We start from the raw sequence: 19,392 nt of genomic DNA, 5'->3' as shown, positions 1-19,392 counted from the left end.
AGCTTAGTTGTGCGAGTCAGTCCTTGCTGCCCTGGCCAGCGAAGGTGTCGCGCCAGGCCAGCCAGCGGCGTTCGAGTGTGGCGAGCAGGCCGTCGCTGAGTTTGCCCAGCAGCGCCAGAACGATGATCGCCGCCAGCACGATGTCCGGACGCGAGGTTTCGCGCCCGTCACTCAGCAGATAGCCCAGGCCTTTGGTCGCCGCGATCAGTTCGGCCGCCACCAGAAACATCCACGCCAGACTCATGCCGCTGCGCAGACCGGTGAACAGGCCGGGCAGGGCGGCGGGCAGCAGAATCCGCCGTACCAGTTGCAGGCGGCTGAAACCATAGATGTGGCCGACCTCCACCAGTTTGCGGTCGATGTTGCGAATCGCCGCGACCACGTTGACGTACACCGGGAAGAACGCGCCGATGGCGATCAGGACGATTTTTGAAGTCTCGTCGATGCCCAGCCACAGCAGCAACAGCGGCACCCAGGCCAGACTGGGAATCGAGCGCAGCGCGGCGAACGTCGGCTCCAGGTACGCCTCGGCCTCGCGGCTCAGGCCGACCCACGCGGCAAACACCAGCGCCAGACTCGCGCCGATGGCAAACCCGATCAGCACGCGAATCAGGCTGGCACCGATGTGTTTCCACAGTGCGCCTTCGGCCTGTTCGGTTAGGGTCACAAAGACCTCGCTCGGCGCGGGCATCTGATAGGACGGCAGCCAGCCGACGCGCACGATGATTTCCAGGGCGATCACGATCAGCAGCGGCAGGGCCAGCCCTTTAAGGCGCCGCCGCCAGAGCGGATTTAACGGCCGGTTTTGTCGGCGGGGCAGCGGCAGGGCGATACGGGCGGGCAGGTCATTGCTCATGGAAGGGTCTCCGCTCACGACAAATCCGCGACGGACGCGGATTCGTTGTAAGCCTGATCGGTTACTGGGCGGCGACTTGCTGGAAACCGGTGTCGATCAATTGATCGATGACCTGATCGACATTCACCCCACGGCGCACCAGCTCTTCGGAGACCAGAATCGGCGCGGCGGCTTTCGACGCCAGTACGTCGGCGGAGGTGAGTTGCGGGCTGCTCAGGTCGGTGCGCGACAGTTGCAGTTTGGCCACGTCCAGTGGCAGGCCGGATTCGTTGGCGAGCAGTTTGGCCAGTTCATCGGGATTTTTTACCGACCACTCGCGGGCTTGCTCATAGGCCTTGATCACGGTGTCGATGGTTTGCGGGTGTTCCTTGGCGTACTGCTCGGTGACGCTGACAACGCCGTAGCTGTTGAAGTCGCGGTTGCGGTACAGCAGGCGCGAACCGGCCTGCACCTGGCTGGCGGCCATGTGCGGATCGAGGCCGGCCCAGGCGTCGACGTCACCTTTTTCCAGCGCGGTGCGGCCGTCCGGGTGTTGCAGGTGTACCAGTTCGACGTCGTCCTTTTTCAGCCCGGCCTGTTGCAGGCTGCGCAGAGTGAACAGGTACGGGTCGGTGCCTTTGGTGGCGGCGATTTTTTTGCCCTTGAGGTCGGTGACGGTCTGGTACGGCGAGTCTTTGCGCACCACCAGTGCGGTCCACTCGGCGCGGCTGTAAACGTACACCGATTTGATCGGGCTGCCGTTGGCGCGGCTCAGCACCGCAGCGAGGCTGGCCGATGAGGCGAAATCCACGCCGCCGCTATTGAGGTATTCCAGCGAACGGTTGCTGCCCTGGCTCAGCACCCAACTGACCTTGCTCTGGGGCAGGGCCTTTTCCAGATAACCCAAATGTTTCAGCGCCAGGCTTACGGGGGAGTAATAGGCATAGTCCAGATGCACTTCGGCGGGCGGGGTTTCCGCTGCGTGGGTGAGAGGTTGCAGGCTCAGGGCCACAGCGCAGGCCGCGAGCAGCGTTTTGACGCGGGAAAAGGGTAAGCGGGATTTCATGGGCACGCTCCGGCAAGGCAACAGTTTCTTATGTCCAGAAAGATATTTTTATCGAATGCTTCCTGCATGAATGGAATATTGCAGGCTCTGTGCCATATGCCCCGAGTCCCGTGTTTACGGGGTTTTGATGCGATTTGTGCGCTTTGAACTGTTGCCGGGAAAACACTGTGCCGCGCCACTGTTGCCAGACCAACAGCGCTTGTCGGCGGTGCTGAGCTTATTCATTAATCGAATTTCAAATGCGATTTGTAAGAGCGTTATGGTCTATAGAAAATCCCCTTTGCAGGACTTGCCATGAAGCTCTCCCGTTTCCTACGTGCTGCGTTGACCAGCGCCTTGATTGCCTCGCCTCTGACTTACGCTGCCGAACCTGTGGTGCTGCACGTCGGTGACCAGAATTACTACAACATCCGTGCCTCGGTAGAAGCTTCCGGGGTATTGAAGGACGCGCCTTACACGGTCGACTGGAAACACTTCCAGGCCGCCGCGCCCTTGGCCGAAGCATTACAGACCGGTTCGCTGGATCTGGGCTTTCTCGGCGATTCGGGTTTTCTGTTCCTCGCCGCGAAACAGGCACCGGTGAAACTGATCGGCGTGTCGAGGCAAAACCCGGACACCATCGCTTTGTTGGTGCCCAAGGATTCGCCGGTGAAAACCATCGAGGATCTGAAAGGCAAGAAAATCGCTTACTGGCCGGGTGCCTGGAGCCAGCAGTTGACCCTGCGGGCACTGGAGCAGAATGGGTTGCCGGAGAATTACGTCGACTTCGTCAAACTGATGCCGATTGACGCGGCAGCGGCATTGCCTCAGGGCAGCATCGATGCCTTCCCGGTGTGGGAACCGTACATTTCTCAGCAGATCGTGTTCTCCGGTGCGCGACCGATTCTGACTGCAAAAAACCTGATGCCTGGGTTGAGCGCCATCGCCGCTTCCGCGCCGTCCATCGACAGCAAGCGTGAGGCGATTGCCGACTTCCTCGGTCGCCTGAAACAGGCCCGGGCCTGGGTCGACAGTCACACCGATGAATACGCGGATCTGTGGGCGAAGAAAGCCAATCTCGATCAAGAGGTCTCGCGGCACTGGTTGCGCCAGGCGCACATGACGGTCGGCCCGGTGGATCAGCAAGCCGCTGCCGACCTGCAAGGCACCGCGGATTTCCTGTTCAAGGTCAAGGCGTTGCCGGCTCCACTGAGCACTGCGGGGATTATCGACACCTCGTTCCAGCAGGCATTGGCACACTGAGTGAGCACCGGAACAAAACCCTGTTATCTTTATCCAACCTCGGCCCATTTCGGTGGGTCGCAGGGAGGCAGCAGCGGCGAGGGAGTTTTGCCAATCGACAACGTGACCGCAACGGTCGGGCTCAAGGCAAAACATGAAACTCTGGTTCAAGCTTTTCTGCGCTGCGTCCATCATCACCGGGCTGGCCGGTTGCATTGCCGCTCCCATCGAACTGACCGAGCAAACCCGTTCGCGGCTGGATGCGCAGGCGCCGGTGAAGTTTCTGCTGACCTTCGATGACGGCCCCAGCGCTTCGAGTTTCTACAACCCCACCGAAACCGTGCTCGACAGCCTGAAAGACAACCCGCTGCAACCGAACATCAAAGCGGTGTTTTTCGTCCAGACCCGTGCGCCAAGGGCCGGCAACAGCGAAATCGGCCGGCGGATCATGCATCGCGAGCACGATGAAGGGCACATTCTCGGATTTCACACCGCCACGCATTGGCACACCAATCACCGTTCGCTCGATCCGCAGGAGCTTGAAACCTCACTGACCAACGGCATGGCGGACATCGCGGCGATCACCGGTGCACCACCGATTTTGTTGCGCCCACCTTTCTGGAACTACGACAAGCGTACGTTCGCGGCCTATCAGCGACATGGTCTGCATGTATTGCTCACGGACCTGAGCGCCAACGACGGCAAGATCTGGGGCTTCAACGGCAGTCCCAGACGCCGGGCCAATATGTTGCGTCAGCTGTCGGAAGTGCGAGAGCGGATCGCCCTCGGTGAATTGCCGACGGTGGACGGAGTGATTCCGGTGGTGGTGACCTTCCATGACCTCAACCGCTATACCGCGCGACATGCCCGCGAGTATCTGCAAATTCTGCTCGACAGCGCTGCTGCCACAGGCGTGCACCTGGCCGATAAACCCTTCTACGACGATCATGCACTGCTGGAGAAAGCAGCACTGGCGCGTACGGTGCAGAAAAGCTCGGATCCGGTGCAATTGCCGGGAATCTGGAACTGGATCTGGGGGCGCGACGCCAACTGATCGGTGTTGCGCAAGGATGTGAAGCGGTTGGCATTTTCTGCGATCGAGCGCTCGCGCAAGGTCGAAAAAGCTCATCTATGCTCAATCGATCGACCGATCCTTCGCCCGCGAGGCGTCCGCCCATGCTTGCCATTGCCGACATTTGCCGCATCGTCGAGTCCGGCTTTTCGCCCCTTTACTGTGACTGCACGGAAACGGGGCAGGGGCTGTTGCAGATCAAGGTTTACGAGCCGGACAGCGGGCGGGTCGATCTGCTGCTCAACGGTGTATCACCGGAGCATCTGGTCACCATTCGTGACATCTCCAACTTCATCGGTGAGTTGCGCACTGAAATGAGTGCCGGGCGTCGGGCGTTCGCCGGTTGACTCACAGTCGGCGCTGAAAGGCGCGGACGATCTGCAGGGTTGCTTCACTGACACTCAGGTTCTGCACCGCATTCAACGGATGCCAGATGCAATCGATGATCTCGTTCTGTGGCCGTACTTCATCAATATTCAGTACCGACGCCTCGTAGACATGGTGGCGCGTGCCGCCAGCCTCCAGCTCCATCAGATACAGCATGCCATCGGCGAGCAGGCCGGTTTCTTCCTCAAGTTCACGCGTCGCGGCGTCGGCCCTGGTCTCGCCGGGCTCGACCTTGCCGCCCGGCAAGTTCCAGCGGCATCGGGGTTTGCGCACCAGGAGAATGTGTCGATCCTGTTCGCAGATGATGGTTGCACGTACTTTCATTTGTTACCCGATTGCCGGTTGTCATGAATCGGTCATGAAAATGCAATATTCAAGCCGTGCCTTGGTTTAGAGGCGCTTGTGATGTCAGAGTGGTCGAAAAGCGCAAAAGTGCCAGACGCTTGACGCCGCTGTGGGGCGACGTCTGGTCGGCACACCCTGTCGCACCCGGTGTAAGGTGCAAAAGTGCAGTTGATCGATAGTCGACAGGAGGTGCCTATGAGCATGGCGATGCTGAACAAAATGCACATGAATGGCTACGACGTACTCAGCGTGAACAACGGCCCGTGGCGGGTCTGCACGCAGGGTGATCGACTGGCGTCTTTCGCCAGCCGGGAGGAAGCACTGGCGTATGCCGCTGCACTTCCGGGTTACAAAAGCCGCACCCACGGCCGCAAGACAGGCTGAAGGCCTGCAATGAAAAAGCCCCGGATTGTCCGGGGCTTTTTGTTTTGGGGAAGGTGTCAGTGGATTTTGGTTCGGCTGATGGCGCGGGCCTTCACTTCCCTGGCATAAAGTTGCAAACGTTCTTCATCGCTTTGCAGCACCTCGCAGGACCTGAGCACGCTTTGCGCATCCGCCTCGTTGCCGGACTTGCGCAACTGCTCGGCAATACGCTTGAGGTCGACCGCCGACCATCTCAGGTCCGATGCCACGCTTTGCAGGTCACGTTGAAGTTCGTGTTCGTATTCATTGAGCCGCATGATCACCTCCGGAACATTCTCGGTAGAAAATAGTAGCCGCATTTTCCGGGAGCGGGGCAAGTGGTTCTGGTCAACGAGCTGAACGGGCGTGAACAAGCTGCCGTTGGTCGGAGCAATGGTTTGCCGTGACGCCAGAGAGCCCGGTTTTCGGGGTCAAAGCATTGCGCCACGATGGATGTTCAACCAGTAACAGGGTAAATTCGCGCTTTTTCAGATGAAGGATTCAATATGCGGATGTTGATCGGAGGCCTGCTGATGGCCGCGTTGGCCGGGTGTTCGCTGCCGGCATCGCTGGTCCCGGGCGAGCCGAATCTCAGCAAGGTCAGTGGCAAGGCTCCCAAGGACTACGCCGCATGCGTGTTGCCGTTGTGGCAGCAGGATATTCCCAAGACTTCGCAGGTCGCGATTTCCAACGGTTACCGGATCACGGCGCCGAGCATCGTCACGGCCGACGAGATTCTCGATATCGTGAAATACAAGGATGGCAGTCGCGTGTCGCTGTACCAGGGGCCGCCGTGGGCCAAGTCCGGCTCGCTGCGCAAATCGGTACGCGATTGCCTCTGAGGCAGAACGGCCGAAATGAAAAAGCAGAAACCGTGTGATCGGTTTCTGCTTTTTTTTGCCTGTCAGTCGGTGATGTCGGTGAGCGGGATGCCCGAGCCGGCGGTCTTCTTGTCGCGACGGTCCTGAATCCAGTTTTCCACCTGGCTGTTGAACTCCGCCGGCGCCTTGCGTCCGACCTTTCTGGCGATGTCGAGAATGGTCTGCTGGGCGAGGGCTTCTTCCATGCGCTTCTGCGCAACCATCATCGCCCCGTGGATCGAACAGGTTCCGTCCACGGCCCAGTCCGGCGGCGAGCCGTCAAACAGCGCGCAGCGGCCACGGATGTCCCTGCATTCGAAAATGTTTTTCGGGCCGTCGATGGCGTTGACGATATCGAGCAGGGTGATCTCGTCCGCCGGGCGCGCCAACGTAAAACCGCCACGTACACCGCCGGTGGCCACCACCAGTTTACCCTTGGCCAGTTTGGTGAAGATCTTCGCCAGGTAATCCAGCGGCACCCCCTGCAGATCCGCCAGGTCGCGAACGCTCGCTTCGCGACTGTCACCGCCGCTGCCCACCAGAAACGCCAGGCAATGGATGCCGTACTCGACGCCCGCACTGTAAAGCGACATAGCTATCTCCGACTGTAGTTGTCGCAGATGTTAGCAGGGTAATGCGTGGCGGACAAATCTGATAAGTGCCTGAATCTTTGCCTTGAAACCCGTATTTGCTCGGTATGCAGCGATTTCTATGGTTTCGAAAACCTCAGAAGGGGTCAGGTCAGCTATCGAATATTTCGATTCGAATGATCGGATAATCTGACTTGTTGGATATAACGGCGACCAATACAGTCGCCGTTATCCGGTGAGCAGTGTTCAACGCTTTCAGAAACTCCCAGCGTGCCGACTCCCGATAAACGTGAATTCTTGAACCTCTTTCTAAGACTTGGCTTCGGGCCTGGAGACAACAATGAAACAGCACATTCTGGTAATCGGCGCAGGTTTCGGTGGCATGTGGACGGCGCTGAGTGCGACCCGTCTGGTCGACATTCACAACCGCGATAACATCGATGTGACAGTGCTGGCGCCGCAGGCTGAGCTGCGTGTGCGTCCGCGTTTCTACGAGCCGAATGCCCACACGCTGGCTGCGCCGCTGGGCGACCTGTTCGACGCGGTAGGTGTCAACTTCATCAAGGGCGCCGCGAACACCATCGACGTGAACGCCAAAACCGTGGGTTACACCGACGCCAACGGCGCCGCTCAGGTTTTCCACTACGACAAACTGGTGCTTGCGTCGGGCAGTGGCCTGGCGCTGCCGGATACCCCGGGCGTCGCACAACACGCCTTTGACGTTGACCAGATCGAAGCCGCGATTCGCCTGGAAAACCACCTGAAATCACTGGCCGATCAGCCTGCGAGCCAGGCGCGCAACACTGTAGTGGTCGCCGGCGGCGGCTTCACCGGGATCGAAACCGCAACCGAGATGCCGGCACGTCTGCGAGAAGTGCTGGGCGAGCAGGCTGACGTTCAAGTGATCATCGTCGACCGCGGGCAAAAAGTCGGCGCGGCCATGGGCGAAGCCATCAGCGTGTCGATTGCCGAAGCGAGCGAAGCACTGGGCGTCGAATGGCGACTGGGTGTGTCGGTGCTGTCAGTCGATGAAAACGGCGTGACCCTGTCGGACGGCCAGCGCATCGAGGCAAAAACCGTGGTCTGGACCACCGGCGTGCGTGCCAGCTCCCTGACCGAGCAGATTCCGGCCGAGCGCGATCGTCAGGGCCGTCTGCATGTCGATGCGCACCTGAAAGTCATCGGCCAGGACGATATCTTCGCCACCGGCGACGTGGCTTATGCCGCCACCGACGATATCGGCAACTTCGCCTTGATGACCTGCCAGCACGCGATCTCCCTCGGCCGGCATGCCGGTAACAACGTCGCGGCGCAGATTCTCGGTGTCGATCCGACCCCGTATAGCCAGCCGAAATACGTGACCTGCCTCGACCTCGGCGCCTGGGGCGCGGTGTACACCGAGGGTTGGGATCGTCAGGTGAAACTGGTCAAGGAGGAGGGCAAGTCTCTCAAGACCCAGATCAACACCCAGTGGATTTACCCGCCGGCGGCTGACCGTGCCATTGCGCTGGCGGCTGCTGATCCGATGATTCCGGTTGTCGCGTAACTAAGCGCACTCCTAGAAGTCCCGCTCCCGAGCGGGATTTTTTTCGTCACCACAAAAGGCTATGACTAAAAGTCATTGCCCCATGATTTTTAATGGTTACGGGTGCCCTGATACCCGGTGTTAAAAAATCGCAAACACAGCTCATCAATAACAACCAGAGAGCGTTTGCAGCCATGTCCCGATTCTCCCTTCGCGTCTCCCCGTGTCCGTTATTGATCCCGTTGGCCATCCGGTCCGCGTGAGCTGTCGATCACCCCAAAAAATCCCTCTGCATCGCAAAGAGTAATGACAGATGAAAGAACTCGACCTGTACATCGGTGAAGGTTTCGAAGGCCCGGGCGTGAACGCCGCGCACATCAATATCCTGATAGGCCCGCGCAACGGCCCGGCGGGGCAGGCGTTCGCCAACAGTCTGGCGTCGCCGAGCCAGGGTCATTGCCCGTTCATGGTGATCGCCCAGCCGAACATCCCGGTCAAGCCGATGACCCTGTACGTCAACAAGGCTGCGATCAGCAGCGACCTGCACGGCAACGCAACCTGGGGCGCTTCCCAGGCCGGTATCGCCAAGGCTGTGCTCGAAGCGCTGCTCGACGGCACGCTGCCACCGGAAGCCGAAGACGAGTGGGCGATCGTCACCGCCAACTGGGTCAACCCGGCCTGCGATGACTTGGATGCGGTCTACCTGAACAACTACAACGCCTGCCGCACCGCGATCCGCGCCGCCCTGACCGGCAAGCCGGAAACCGCGCAGCTCAAGGATGTGGTCAACCACATCAGCAACCCTTTCTACACGCCAAAAGCCTGAGGTCCGCGCCATGCAATACATCCGTTTGGGCAACTCCGGCCTGCAAGTCTCCCGCCTGTGCCTGGGCACCATGAACATGGGCACCCCGGACTGGAAGCCGTGGATCTTCAATGAAAAACAAAGCGAGCCGATCGTCGCTCACGCGCTGAACAACGGTGTGAACTTCATCGACCTGGCGGACTTCTATTCCGCCGGTGTCGGCGAAGAAGTGGTGGGGCGCATCGTCAAGCGTCTGGCCCGTCGCGAAGACCTGGTGATCACCACCAAGGTCGGCTACGGCACCCGCAACGCGATCAACGCCAGCGGCCATTCGCGCAAGCACATCATGGACAGCATCGATGCCTCGCTGAAGCGTCTGGACATGGATTACGTCGACGTGTTCATGCTGCATTACTTCGACGTGAACACCCCGGTCGAGGAAACCATGGGCGCACTGAACGACATCGTGCGCTCCGGCAAGGCACGTTACATCGGCGTCTCGACCATGCTCACCGGCCAACTGGCGAAAATCCTCATGGCCTGCGAGCGCAACGGCTGGGTCAAGCCGATCAATATGCAACTGCAACTGAACTGTGCGTACCGCGAAGAAGAGCGCGAGATGATTCCGTTCTGCCGCGATCAGGGCATCGGCGTGTCGGTGTTCAGTCCGCTGGCCCGTGGCCTGTTGACCGGTGACGTGCAATCGACCCGCAACCAGACCGACTTCTTCACCCAGCAGATGTACAGCGACGAAGTCTCGTTCGAGATCGCTCATTCGGTGCAGCGCGTGGCCCGTGCCCGTGGCGTGTCGAACGCGCAGATCGCCCAGGCCTGGGTCGCCAATCACCCGGGCGTGGATTGCATGCTGGTCGGCGCCGACACCACGGCGCAGTTCGACAGCGCACTGGCGGCATTGGAAACCAAACTCGACGCCGAAGAGCTGCATGAACTGGAACGCAACTACACGCCGTGCGACGTGATCAACGACTACACCGCCGGCAAACGCATTCTGCGCACGGCCCGTCCGGGGCATGAACGTTTCACGTTGCAGGGAGCGGTGGCATGAGCGGGTTGATTCGTCACGGCAACTTCATCGACGGCCAGTGGGGCAGCGGCGGCGCGACCTATCCGGTGCGCAACCCGGCCAACGGTGAGTTGATCACTGAGGTGCAAAAGGCCGGCGCCGAGGAAACCAACCTCGCTATCGAGGCGGCCAATCGTGCCTTGCCGGCGTGGCGCAAACTCACCGCCAAGGAGCGCAGCCAACGGCTGAAACGCTGGAGCGATCTGATGCTCGCCAACCAGCAGGAACTGGCGACCTTGCTCAGCCGCGAGCAGGGTAAACCGCTGGCCGAGGCCAAGGGCGAAGTAGTCTACGCCGCGAGTTTTCTTGAGTGGTTCGGTGAAGAAGCCAAGCGTGCCTACGGCGATGTGATTCCGAGCCACAAGGCTGACGCGCGGATCATCGTGACCAAGGAAGCCATTGGCGTAGTCGCGGCGATCACCCCGTGGAATTTCCCGCTGGCGATGGTCACTCGCAAGGTCGGCCCGGCGCTGGCGGCGGGTTGCACGATGATTCTCAAACCGTCGGAAGAAACCCCGCTGTCGGCATTCGCCCTGGCGGTGCTGGCCGAGCAGGCCGGGATTCCGGCGGGTGTGTTCAACATCGTTTCCGGCGACGCGGTGGCGATCGGCGGCGCGCTGCAAGCGTCCAGCGTGGTGCGCAAGCTGTCGTTCACCGGCTCGACCCGCACCGGCAAACTGCTGATGCGCCAAGCTGCCGACACCCTGAAAAAGGTCTCGCTGGAACTGGGCGGCAACGCGCCGTTCATTGTCTTCGACGATGCCGACATCGATGCGGCCGTGAAAGGCGCGATGGCCTCGAAATTCCGCAACACCGGGCAGACCTGCGTGTGCGTCAACCGCTTCTTCATTCAGGACGGCGTCTACGAAGCCTTCACCGGCAAACTCGCCGAAGCCGTGGCGGCGATGCGCGTGGGCAGTGCGCTGGACGGTGACACCGAACAAGGTCCGCTGATCAACGCGGCTGCGCTCGCCAAGGTCGAAGCCCATGTGAGCGATGCGCTGGAGAAGGGCGCCACGCTGTTGTGCGGCGGTCGTCGGCATGCGCTGGGCGGCACGTTCTACGAACCGACCATCCTCACCGAAGCCAGCGGCGACATGCTGATTGCCCAGGACGAAACCTTCGGCCCGGTGGCCGCGTGCTTCCGCTTCAAGGACGAAGCCGAAGTGCTGGCGCGGGCCAATGACACGCCGTTCGGATTGTCGGCGTACTTCTACAGCCGCGACATCGGCCGGGTCTGGCGCATGGCCGAAGGGCTGGAAGCCGGGATGGTCGGCATCAACGAAGGGATCATCTCCACGGAGGTGGCACCGTTCGGTGGCATCAAGGAATCGGGCCTTGGGCGTGAAGGTTCGAAGTACGGTCTGGATGACTATCTGGAGATCAAATACCTGTTGATGGGCGGTCTCTAGGCCCCCCCCGAATCCTGTGGGAGTTCGCTCCCGCAGGTTTCTCCCAGAGCTTTCCGTTTCTCCGTCAATAACAACAATTGGAGACGAACATGTCCGCTCAACCCGTAAAGATCGATGACCTGCCCATCGGGCGCTTCCATATCAAGATCGCCGGCCTGACCTTCGGCGCGCATTTCACCGACGGCTACATTCTTGGCCTGATCGGCATCGCATTCACTTTGCTCAGCCCGCAGATGCAGCTCGATGCGTTCTGGCAAGGCCTGATCGGCGCATCGGCATTGATCGGCCTGTTTCTCGGCAGTCTGTTTTTCGGCTGGATCTCGGACAAGGTCGGCCGGCAGAAAATCTTCCTGGTCAGTTTTGTGCTGATCACGCTCGCTTCGGTGATGCAGTTCTACGTCGAAACCGCCATGAGCCTGTTCCTCTGCCGGGTGCTGATCGGCATCGGCCTGGGCGGGGATTTCAGCGTCGGCCACGCGATGCTCGCCGAGTTCGCACCGAAGAAACATCGCGGCGTGTTGCTGGGTTCGTTCAGCGTGATCTGGACCTTCGGCTACGTCGCAGCAACCTTCGTCGGCACGGCCATGCTCAGCCTCGGTGATGATGCCTGGCGCTGGATGCTGGCGTCGTCGGCGATCCCGGCGGCGTTGATTCTGATCGCCCGAATCGGTACGCCGGAATCACCGCGCTGGCTGGTCAATCAGGGCCGGGTGGCCGAAGCCCGTGCCATCGTCAAAAAGCATCTGGGCGACAACGTCGAGCTGGATGAAACCCGCTCCAGCGAAACCCGCTCGGGCTACGCGGTGCTGTTCAGCCCCGAGTACCGCAAGCGCACGGCATTCAACTGCCTGTTCTTCGTCTGCATCGTCATGCCGTACTTCGCCATCTACACCTTCCTGCCGTCGATCCTGCAGAAGATGGGCCTGGCCGAAGGCTTCGGCACCGAGCTGATGCTCAACATGCTGCTGATCCTCGGCGCGTTGATCGGCATCTGGTGCACGATCAAATTCACCCGGCGCGGGTTCCTGATCAACTCGTTCATCATTCTGGCGGTGGCGTTGTTTCTGCTGGCAGTGCTGCCGGGCAGTGCGGCGTGGCTGATGGTGCTGGTGTTCGGTGTGTTCACGCTTGTGCTGTCGGCGGTGAGCAACCTGGTGGGCGTGTTCCCGGCGGAGAGTTTCCCGACGGAAGTACGGGCCAGCGGGATTGGTCTGGCGACGGCGGTCAGCCGACTGGGGTCGGCGGTCAGTACGTTTCTGTTGCCGGTGAGCGTGGCGGGGATCGGCTTGAGCCCGACCATGGGCATTCTTGCGGCGATTCTGGGGATTGGCGCGTTGCTGTCTTGGGCGTGGGCGCCGGAGACAAAATCGTTGACGTTGAGTCAGGCGTGCAAGGCGCAGAGTCCGGTGGAAGTCGCGGTAGGGACGGTCGGAAAAGTCGCGACACCCGTCTGACGATTGCAGGTCAGGGGTTGCTGACAACTCCTAGCCACTCGGTAAACAGCTTCACCTTCGACAACCCCTGCTTGTCATTCGCCACATCCAGCCAATAGCCATAAGGGCCGATCACCTCAATCGGGGTGATCGGCAGCAGGCTGCCGTTGGCCAGTTCCTTTTCGATCATCTGCCGGTCGATCACTGCCAGACCGCCGCCGGCCAGCGCGGTGTGGATCACCTGGTCCAGGGTGCTGAATTCCAGCCCTTGCCCGGCATCGATGTCATCCCGGCCCATGGCCGCCAGCCAGTTTTCCCAGACCTTCAAACGCTTGCCGTCGTGCAGGATGTGCAGCAGCGGAAACTGCCGCAGGTCCGGTGGCTGATCACCGTTGAACAGTTCCGGGCTGGCCACCGCGATGTGGCGTTCCATTACCAGCAACTGGCTGACGCAGTGGGGTGCTGCCGCGAGGCCGAAGCGGATGTGGCAATCGACTTCCGTGAGGCTGTCGTGGCCGATCTGGTTGGTGACGCTGAGGTTGATGTCCGGGTAGCGCTGGCAGAACGCGCGCAGGTGTGGCGACAGCCAGCGCGTGGCCCAGGTCGGCGGTGCGAGCACTTTCAAGCGTTGGCGCAGATTCGGCACACGCACCGCTTGCAAGGCGCGTTCGATGTGGTCGAAGGCCTCGGCCAGATGCGGGGAAAGATTGCTGCCGGCTTCGGTCAGCGACAGCCCTTGAGGCGTGCGCACGAACAGCGCCACGCCGAGGTAGTCTTCAAGCTGTTTGATCTGGCGACTGACCGCGCCCTGGGTGACGTTCAGCCCGATAGCGGCCTGGCTGAAACTGCGATGACGGGCGACTTCTTCGAACACGCGCAGGGTGTTGAGCGAGGGCAGTTGGCGCATGGAGGCGGGACTCCGGATCGGGCGGTTTATTGTTTTTTTGAGAGGGGCCTATCTGACTATTGGTGATGGGCGGATGCAAGTGTTGTTTGAGCAGACGCCATCGCGAGCAAGCTCGCTCCCACAGGTTCTGTGTACGACACAAATCCACTGTGGGAGCGAGCTTGCTCGCGATAGCAGTTTGAAGGGCGAAAACGAAGCTGGATCAGAAGTAGTAACCGACGTTCACATATAACTGGTTTTCCCACTGATCCAGCCCACCCGCACCAAGGCTCTGAGTGTAGCTGCTGCCACCGATATACGGATCGTTTTTGCCGAACAGCCATTCCGTGGCCACCCACAATTTGCTGACGGAAAACGAGGTGCCGAGGATCATCCGCTCGGACGTCTTGAACCCGCTGGCGGACTTGTCGAACGCGCTGTAGTTGGCGTACAGCTTGATCCCGCTGATCTGGTCAAACAGGTATTTGCCGCCCACGTCGTAACTCAGGTCGGCCACGTACAAATTGCCGCGACTGGCGACGTTGTAAGTGCCGTCGTAACCACCGAGGGTCACCACCTCTTCGCTGCCGGGGTTGCGCGGCGACATCTGCTGCCGCGCCGCCTGCAACTGCACGCCCCACGGGCCGTTCTTGCCCATGTAGTGCACGGCCACGGCGTTGCGCCGACCGTCCTTGTTGGTGTCTTTGTTCTCGATGCTCGAGGTCAGGCCGGAGATCCCGACCTCGGATTTCCACGGTCCCAGATCCAGCGCCTTGGCCACTCGCAGCACCACGGTGTTGCGTTCCTGGTTGTTGCTGCCGTCGACCACGTAGCTGTCGGCTTCGGACACCACGCTTGAATACGTCACGCCTTTGCTGGTGCCTTTGCCTTGCCAGGCCGGGCGCAGGTAGTAGCCGGCCTGGATGTTCCAGTCGCCGCTTTGCTGGATGTATTTGGTGCCGATCTGTTGCACGTCTTCCAGGCCGATGACGTTGCCCAGGGTTTCGTAGAAGGTGCTGCCGAAGTACGGCTGCAAGCCGAACGGCACGGTGTTCAGGCCCACTTGCACTTGCTGGTCGGGATTGAACTTGTAGCCGACCCACGCGAACTTGGCGAAGCGGATATCGCCGTAGTTCTTGGTGTACTGGTACGGGTAGGAGCGGCCGTAAAAGCGATATTGCGCTTCGCCGATCCACGAGTCGGAGTTGTACTTGGCGCTGAGGAATACCGTGTCGAGGCCGAACTTCTGGATGTCGCGATCCGGGTCCACGTCCCAACGGGCACGAATGGCGCCGCCAAGGTCGAGATTGTCGGTGACCTGGACCGCCATGGCCGGGGCGGCAATGCTGCAGAACAGAGCGATGGAGGTGGTGCGCAGGCGCAAAGATGCAGGGAAGGGCATGGAGCGGCTCTCGATTGTTTTTATTAGAGATGCCGCGCAGTTTTGCCATCCACCCGCCGCAGAACAAACGATAAAAACGTCAGGGAAACCTGCATCGAATGCATGTTACTCGGAAAATCCTGTAGGACAATTCGCCAATGTCGTGGGATGCTTTGCGCCTTGTCAGTGGTTTTCGAGTGCCTTGTATGAAACGCAAAATGCCCGGCCTGAATGCACTCAAAGCATTCGAAGTGGCCGGCAGCACCGGCAGCTTCACCCGCGCCGCCGAGTTGCTCAACGTCACCCAGAGCGCGGTCAGCCGTCAGGTGCGGCAACTGGAAGAACAGCTCGGCGAAAGTCTGCTGGAGCGCCGCCATCACCATCTCGAACTGACCGGTGCCGGCAAGATTCTGCTGCGGGCGCTGCATCAGTCGTTCGACAAGATCGAGCTGACCGTGCGCAGCATCCAGCAGAAAACCCACGCCAATCGCCTGCACATCAACGCGCCGCCCACCTTCACCAGCCGCTGGTTGATGCCGCGCCTCGGGCGTCTGCGCGAGCAGCATCCGGAGCTGGAACTGAGCATCACCACCCGTTTGCAGGACAGCCTCGCGGAAACCAGCACCCTCGATTGCGCGATCCGTTTTGGCGACGGCGAGTGGGACGGGCTCGACAGTTCGCTGCTGATTCAGGAACGACACATCGCCGTGTGCGCGCCGACCCTGTATGCGCGGGAGGGCGGCGATCAGGGCATCGACCTCAATCGCCTGACCCTGTTGCATGTGCTGGCCCGCGAGGATCAGCGCTACCTGACCTGGAAACACTGGCTCGACGCGGCGCGCATCACGGGCGTCGATACCCAGGGCGGCTATGAATTCGACCTGCTGGATCTGGCCATTCAAGCGGCGGTCGATGGTCTGGGGATCACCATTGCCGACTGGCACATGGTCGCCTCGGAACTGGCCAGCGGGCAGTTGACCCAGGTGCACAACGTCCATGTCGAAGGCCACCAGTCCTACTGGCTGGTGACCCGCCCGGAACAGACGCAGATGCCGCAATTGCAGGCCTTCAGTCAGTGGCTGCAGGAAGAGATCTGGCTGGCGCAGCGCCAACTTGAGCCTTCGAAGGCGATTTTCTGAGTAACGTGCCTTTTTCGAATGTTTGATCGCCGGATAAATCGTTTGTTGAACCCGCTGTCGATGACAAGACTGGCGGCATCGATAAAAACAAACGATGGGCGATGCACATGCGAGTCGAGCGAAATTTTGTTAACGGCCACTTCATCGAGCCGGCCAGCGCGGCGCTGATCGCGGTCTACAACCCGGCCACCGAAGCGTTGATCGGCCAGGTGTCGGCTGCCACTGCCGAAGAAGCCACGGCGGCCGTCGATGCCGCCGCAGCGGCGCAGAAAGTCTGGGCCAAACTCACCAGCATCGAGCGCGCCGAACACCTGCGAGCGTTTGCGGCTGCCCTTGAAGATCGCGCCGACGCCATCGGCGCCGCACTGGCTGCCGAGTCCGGCAAAAGCCTGAGCGACGCAAGCAACGAAGCCCGTTATGCCGCGCAGATCACCCGTTACCACGCCGAATGGGCGCGCCGCATCGAAGGCGAGATCATTCCCAGCGACAGCCCCGACGAAAACCTGTTCCTGCACCGCGAGCCGATTGGCGTCGTCGCGTGCCTGATTCCGTTCAACTACCCGGTCTACACCTTGCTGCGCAAAATCGCTCCGGCGCTGATTGCCGGCAATACCGTGGTGGTGCGCCCGAGCAACAACACCCCAACCTCGGCGTTCGAAATCGCCAAAGCCGTGGAGCAATCGGGCATGCCGGCCGGTGTGATCAACATCCTGACCATGGATCACGCCACCGCCGCAGCGGTTTGCACCCATAAAGCCGTGGGCCTGATCACCCTGACCGGCAGCGTCAACGCCGGGCGCATCGTCCTCGACTATTGCAAGGCCAACATCGCCAAGCCTTCGCTGGAACTGGGCGGCAAGACCCCGGCAATCATTGAGGCTGACGCTGATCTTGAAGCGGCCGCGAGCGCAATCATTGCTTCCAAGACCACCCATTGCGGCCAGTTGTGTACGGCGGTGGAGCGGGTCTACGTGCAGGAAAGCGTCTACGACCGTTTCCTCGCGCTGCTGAAAGCGAAAATCGCTGCCGTGAAGTTCGGCGACCGCGCCACAGATGCGAGCCTGATGGGCCCGTTGGTCAACGCCAGTTCGCAGAAGAACATCCACGCCATGGTCGAGCGCGCGATTGCCGACGGCGGCGTCCTCGAAAGCGGCGGTGTGCTGCCCGAAGGTCCGGGGCATTTCTACCCGCCAACGCTGCTCAGCGGTTGCCGCCAGGACATGGAAATCGTCCAGGAAGAAATCTTCGGCCCGGTGCTGCCGGTGCTCAAGTACCGCGACATCGACGAAGCGCTGGCCATGGCCAACGACCACCAGTTCGGTCTGTCGTCAGTGCTGTACACCGAGAATTATCGCACTGCGCAGAAAGTCGCCAACGCCATCGAAGCCGGCGAGTTGTACGTCAATCGCACCCCTGCTGATCCGTACCAGGGCTATCACGCCGGCTGGAAACGCTCGGGCCTGGGCGGCGATGACGGCAAGCACGGCATGCTCGAATTCACCCAGACCCGTCTCGTGGTCATGAAGTACTGATCCACCGCATCACGCCTCACGCTACACCTATAAAAACAATTATCAGGGGCGCCCGGAGCACGGGTCGCCCGAGGTCACTTCAATGTCCAAGCATGCATCCTCTGCTGCCGCTGTTCAGGGTTCCGATTCGGCTTCGAAAAGCCGCAGCGACAAGGGAAGTCGCTATTTCCAACTGATGTTGCTGGTGCTGGCCGCCGGTGCGATCTATCCGATTCTGTACCTGCGCCAGGTCTACCAGACCACCATGCTCGAGGTGTTCCAGATCAACCACAGCGAGCTGGGTTATCTGTACTCGATGCTTGGGACGATTTTCCTGCTCAGCTACTTGCCGAGCGGTTGGCTGGCCGACCGTATCGCGCCGCGTTTCCTGATCTTCTTTTCGCTGGTGGCAACCGGCGCGCTGGGCCTGTGGTACTCGACGGCGCCGTCGATGACCGGGTTGATGATCATCTTCGGTTGCTGGGGGCTGACCACCGGCCTGACGTTCTGGGCCTCGGTGCTCAAGCGCGTGAAGATGATTGCCCATCACACCGAGCAGGGCCGGTTCTTTGGCATTCTCGATGGCGGTCGCGGGCTGGTCGAAGCGCTGCTGGCGACGGTTGCGCTGGCGTTGTTCGCCTTCGCTACCGAAACCCGTGGCGAGTCCACCGCTGAAGGTTTCAAGCACGTGGTTTACCTCTACGCCTTCACCTGTATCGCCATCGGCTGTGTGCTGGTGCTGATCAAGGATCCGAAGTCGATGGAGGACACGCCGCCGGTAGAGAAGGGCAAGTTCAACCTGCTCACTGATCTGGCGACCCTGGTGAAGATCCCTGAACTGTGGCTGGTCACCGCGATCGTGTTCTGCGGTTATCACATCTTCTGGGCCACCTACAGTTTCTCGGACTACCTGCAAGGCAGCGGCCTGACCGCCGTCATGGCCGGCACCATCACCACCATCAAGCTGTGGATGCGCCCGATCGGCGGCATCGGCGGCGGCTGGCTGGGGGACAAGTTTTCGAACATCTCGGTGCTGATCGTTGCGCTGTTGCTGGCGAGTCTGGCAATCGTCGGCCTGATCGTGTTCCCGGCACTCAACAGCATGGGGCTGCTGATCGCGACAGTGATTTTCATCGGCCTGATGACCTACGCGATTCGCGGTCTGTACTGGGCGATCCTCGACAGCTGCAACATTCCGCTGCGCATCACCGGACTGGCCATCGGCATCGTCTCGGTGGTCGGTTACATGCCGGATGCGTTCATCCCGTTGATCAACGGCTACCTCACTGAACATTTCCCTGGCGCCCTCGGCTACAAGTTCTATTTCGGCTACATCGCCACCATCGGTCTGATCGGCACTCTGGCTGCCGTGACCCTGCGTGCCCGGATCAATAAAAAATCTTTGAACAAGACTTCTTTGAACAAGACAGGTGCCTGA

At 60.6% G+C, this 19,392-nt stretch carries 20 protein-coding genes; 13 read left to right on the top strand and 7 right to left on the bottom strand.

Annotated elements, in window-relative coordinates; genetic code table 11:
• Positions 1–16: 16 nt before the first annotated feature.
• Entirely contained in the window at positions 17–856 is an 840-nt protein-coding gene (locus DLD99_RS16715) for an ABC transporter permease (RefSeq protein WP_114883701.1), read from the bottom strand.
• A 61-nt stretch (positions 857–917) separates the two neighbouring features.
• A complete protein-coding gene (locus DLD99_RS16710) occupies positions 918–1,901 on the bottom strand; it encodes an aliphatic sulfonate ABC transporter substrate-binding protein (RefSeq protein WP_114883699.1) in 984 nt (327 codons plus the stop codon).
• A gap of 294 nt (positions 1,902–2,195) precedes the next feature.
• On the opposite strand from DLD99_RS16710, the gene DLD99_RS16705 reads away from it, so the two are divergent.
• The 3 genes from DLD99_RS16705 to DLD99_RS16695 all read left to right on the top strand — a co-directional run bounded on the left by DLD99_RS16705 (position 2,196) and on the right by DLD99_RS16695 (position 4,541).
• Positions 2,196–3,143, top strand: a complete 948-nt coding sequence (locus DLD99_RS16705; RefSeq protein ID WP_114883696.1) for an ABC transporter substrate-binding protein — start codon at positions 2,196–2,198, stop codon at positions 3,141–3,143.
• A 133-nt stretch (positions 3,144–3,276) separates the two neighbouring features.
• On the top strand, positions 3,277–4,176 hold the full coding sequence (locus tag DLD99_RS16700) for a polysaccharide deacetylase family protein (RefSeq protein WP_114883694.1): 900 nt from the start codon (positions 3,277–3,279) through the stop codon (positions 4,174–4,176).
• A 122-nt stretch (positions 4,177–4,298) separates the two neighbouring features.
• Positions 4,299–4,541 (top strand): DUF1652 domain-containing protein, encoded by a 243-nt coding sequence (locus DLD99_RS16695; protein WP_096820123.1) that lies wholly within the window; start codon positions 4,299–4,301, stop codon positions 4,539–4,541.
• 1 nt (position 4,542) lies between these two features.
• Here DLD99_RS16695 and DLD99_RS16690 read toward each other — a convergent pair whose 3' ends face one another.
• Complete coding sequence (locus DLD99_RS16690) at positions 4,543–4,905, bottom strand: NUDIX hydrolase (RefSeq protein WP_085711393.1); 363 nt, start codon at positions 4,903–4,905, stop codon at positions 4,543–4,545.
• A 216-nt stretch (positions 4,906–5,121) separates the two neighbouring features.
• On the opposite strand from DLD99_RS16690, the gene DLD99_RS16685 reads away from it, so the two are divergent.
• Positions 5,122–5,310: a DUF2188 domain-containing protein gene (locus tag DLD99_RS16685; RefSeq protein ID WP_114883693.1), complete on the top strand. Its 189-nt coding sequence runs from the start codon at positions 5,122–5,124 to the stop codon at positions 5,308–5,310.
• A gap of 56 nt (positions 5,311–5,366) precedes the next feature.
• On the opposite strand, the gene DLD99_RS16680 is transcribed toward DLD99_RS16685, so the two are convergent.
• Positions 5,367–5,606, bottom strand: coding sequence for a hypothetical protein (locus DLD99_RS16680; RefSeq protein WP_085711391.1), 240 nt, complete (start codon positions 5,604–5,606; stop codon positions 5,367–5,369).
• A 228-nt stretch (positions 5,607–5,834) separates the two neighbouring features.
• Between DLD99_RS16680 and DLD99_RS16675 the strand changes: the two genes are divergently transcribed.
• A complete protein-coding gene (locus DLD99_RS16675; RefSeq protein WP_065259781.1) occupies positions 5,835–6,170 on the top strand; it encodes a hypothetical protein in 336 nt (111 codons plus the stop codon).
• 62 nt (positions 6,171–6,232) lie between these two features.
• On the opposite strand, the gene DLD99_RS16670 is transcribed toward DLD99_RS16675, so the two are convergent.
• Positions 6,233–6,781, bottom strand: a complete 549-nt coding sequence (locus tag DLD99_RS16670) for an RrF2 family transcriptional regulator (protein WP_114883691.1) — start codon at positions 6,779–6,781, stop codon at positions 6,233–6,235.
• Positions 6,782–7,118: 337 nt separating this feature from the next.
• On the opposite strand from DLD99_RS16670, the gene DLD99_RS16665 reads away from it, so the two are divergent.
• The 5 genes from DLD99_RS16665 to DLD99_RS16645 all read left to right on the top strand — a co-directional run bounded on the left by DLD99_RS16665 (position 7,119) and on the right by DLD99_RS16645 (position 13,058).
• Positions 7,119–8,324, top strand: a complete 1,206-nt coding sequence (locus DLD99_RS16665; RefSeq protein WP_114883689.1) for an NAD(P)/FAD-dependent oxidoreductase — start codon at positions 7,119–7,121, stop codon at positions 8,322–8,324.
• A 292-nt stretch (positions 8,325–8,616) separates the two neighbouring features.
• The gene (fae, locus tag DLD99_RS16660; RefSeq protein WP_007950493.1) at positions 8,617–9,129 is read left to right on the top strand and encodes a formaldehyde-activating enzyme; all 513 of its coding nucleotides are present in this window, start codon (positions 8,617–8,619) and stop codon (positions 9,127–9,129) included.
• Positions 9,130–9,139: 10 nt separating this feature from the next.
• Positions 9,140–10,174, top strand: a complete 1,035-nt coding sequence (locus tag DLD99_RS16655; protein ID WP_114883687.1) for an aldo/keto reductase — start codon at positions 9,140–9,142, stop codon at positions 10,172–10,174.
• On the top strand, positions 10,171–11,604 hold the full coding sequence (locus DLD99_RS16650; protein ID WP_102620919.1) for an NAD-dependent succinate-semialdehyde dehydrogenase: 1,434 nt from the start codon (positions 10,171–10,173) through the stop codon (positions 11,602–11,604). The genes DLD99_RS16655 and DLD99_RS16650 overlap by 4 nt, the downstream gene beginning before the upstream one ends.
• Positions 11,605–11,693: 89 nt before the next feature.
• A complete protein-coding gene (locus DLD99_RS16645) occupies positions 11,694–13,058 on the top strand; it encodes an MFS transporter (RefSeq protein WP_114883685.1) in 1,365 nt (454 codons plus the stop codon).
• Positions 13,059–13,068: 10 nt separating this feature from the next.
• On the opposite strand, the gene DLD99_RS16640 is transcribed toward DLD99_RS16645, so the two are convergent.
• Positions 13,069–13,944: a LysR substrate-binding domain-containing protein gene (locus DLD99_RS16640; RefSeq protein ID WP_114883683.1), complete on the bottom strand. Its 876-nt coding sequence runs from the start codon at positions 13,942–13,944 to the stop codon at positions 13,069–13,071.
• 202 nt (positions 13,945–14,146) lie between these two features.
• Positions 14,147–15,325: a hypothetical protein gene (locus tag DLD99_RS16635; RefSeq protein WP_114883681.1), complete on the bottom strand. Its 1,179-nt coding sequence runs from the start codon at positions 15,323–15,325 to the stop codon at positions 14,147–14,149.
• Positions 15,326–15,510: 185 nt separating this feature from the next.
• Between DLD99_RS16635 and DLD99_RS16630 the strand changes: the two genes are divergently transcribed.
• The 3 genes from DLD99_RS16630 (at position 15,511) to DLD99_RS16620 (ending at position 19,392) form a co-directional block, all read left to right on the top strand.
• Positions 15,511–16,443 carry a LysR substrate-binding domain-containing protein gene (locus DLD99_RS16630; protein ID WP_096820112.1) on the top strand — a complete coding sequence of 311 codons (933 nt, stop codon included), beginning with the start codon at positions 15,511–15,513 and terminating at the stop codon, positions 16,441–16,443.
• Between the two features lie 107 nt (positions 16,444–16,550).
• Entirely contained in the window at positions 16,551–17,975 is a 1,425-nt protein-coding gene (gene aldA, locus DLD99_RS16625; protein ID WP_114886722.1) for an aldehyde dehydrogenase, read from the top strand.
• Positions 17,976–18,057: 82 nt separating this feature from the next.
• Positions 18,058–19,392 carry an MFS transporter gene (locus DLD99_RS16620; RefSeq protein WP_114883679.1) on the top strand — a complete coding sequence of 445 codons (1,335 nt, stop codon included), beginning with the start codon at positions 18,058–18,060 and terminating at the stop codon, positions 19,390–19,392.

The sequence above is a fragment of the Pseudomonas kribbensis genome (genome assembly GCF_003352185.1).
In the GTDB taxonomy this organism is placed as follows: Bacteria; Pseudomonadota; Gammaproteobacteria; order Pseudomonadales; family Pseudomonadaceae; genus Aquipseudomonas; species Aquipseudomonas kribbensis.
This window is presented reverse-complemented; position numbering and strand designations above follow the sequence as displayed.